This is a genomic window from Flavobacterium xizangense (assembly GCF_054075145.1).
On the sequence record NZ_JBSIPG010000060.1, the window covers coordinates 1 to 287 of the forward strand.

Genomic DNA, 287 nt, shown 5'->3' on the forward strand with positions numbered 1-287 from the left:
TGGCAAAAATATTGTAGCAACGGATTTTAATCCGTTGAAATTATAATGCACATTTTGCATCTTACATTTTACATTTCACATTAAAAAAAACTATCCCAGCCAGCTTTTAAAATCCTGAACTTTTTCTCGACTTACAATTACCTCATCTTCTTTGTAAGTTGGAAGAATAACTTTTAAACGTGAATTGGTATAAACCTGAATTTCTTTAATCGCTTTTAGCGGAACAATAAATTTTCTGCTTACGCGAAAGAAATCCTTTTTGTCTAATTCCTGTTCTAAAATCTCTA

Annotated in this window: 1 protein-coding gene; it reads right to left on the reverse strand. The window is 30.3% G+C overall.

All coding sequences use genetic code 11. The features are described 5' to 3' along the window. Positions 1-90: 90 nt before the first annotated feature. Positions 91-287, reverse strand: a 197-nt coding sequence (locus ACWA1B_RS22515) for a LytTR family DNA-binding domain-containing protein (protein WP_456910823.1), incomplete at its 5' end; no start/stop codon positions are given.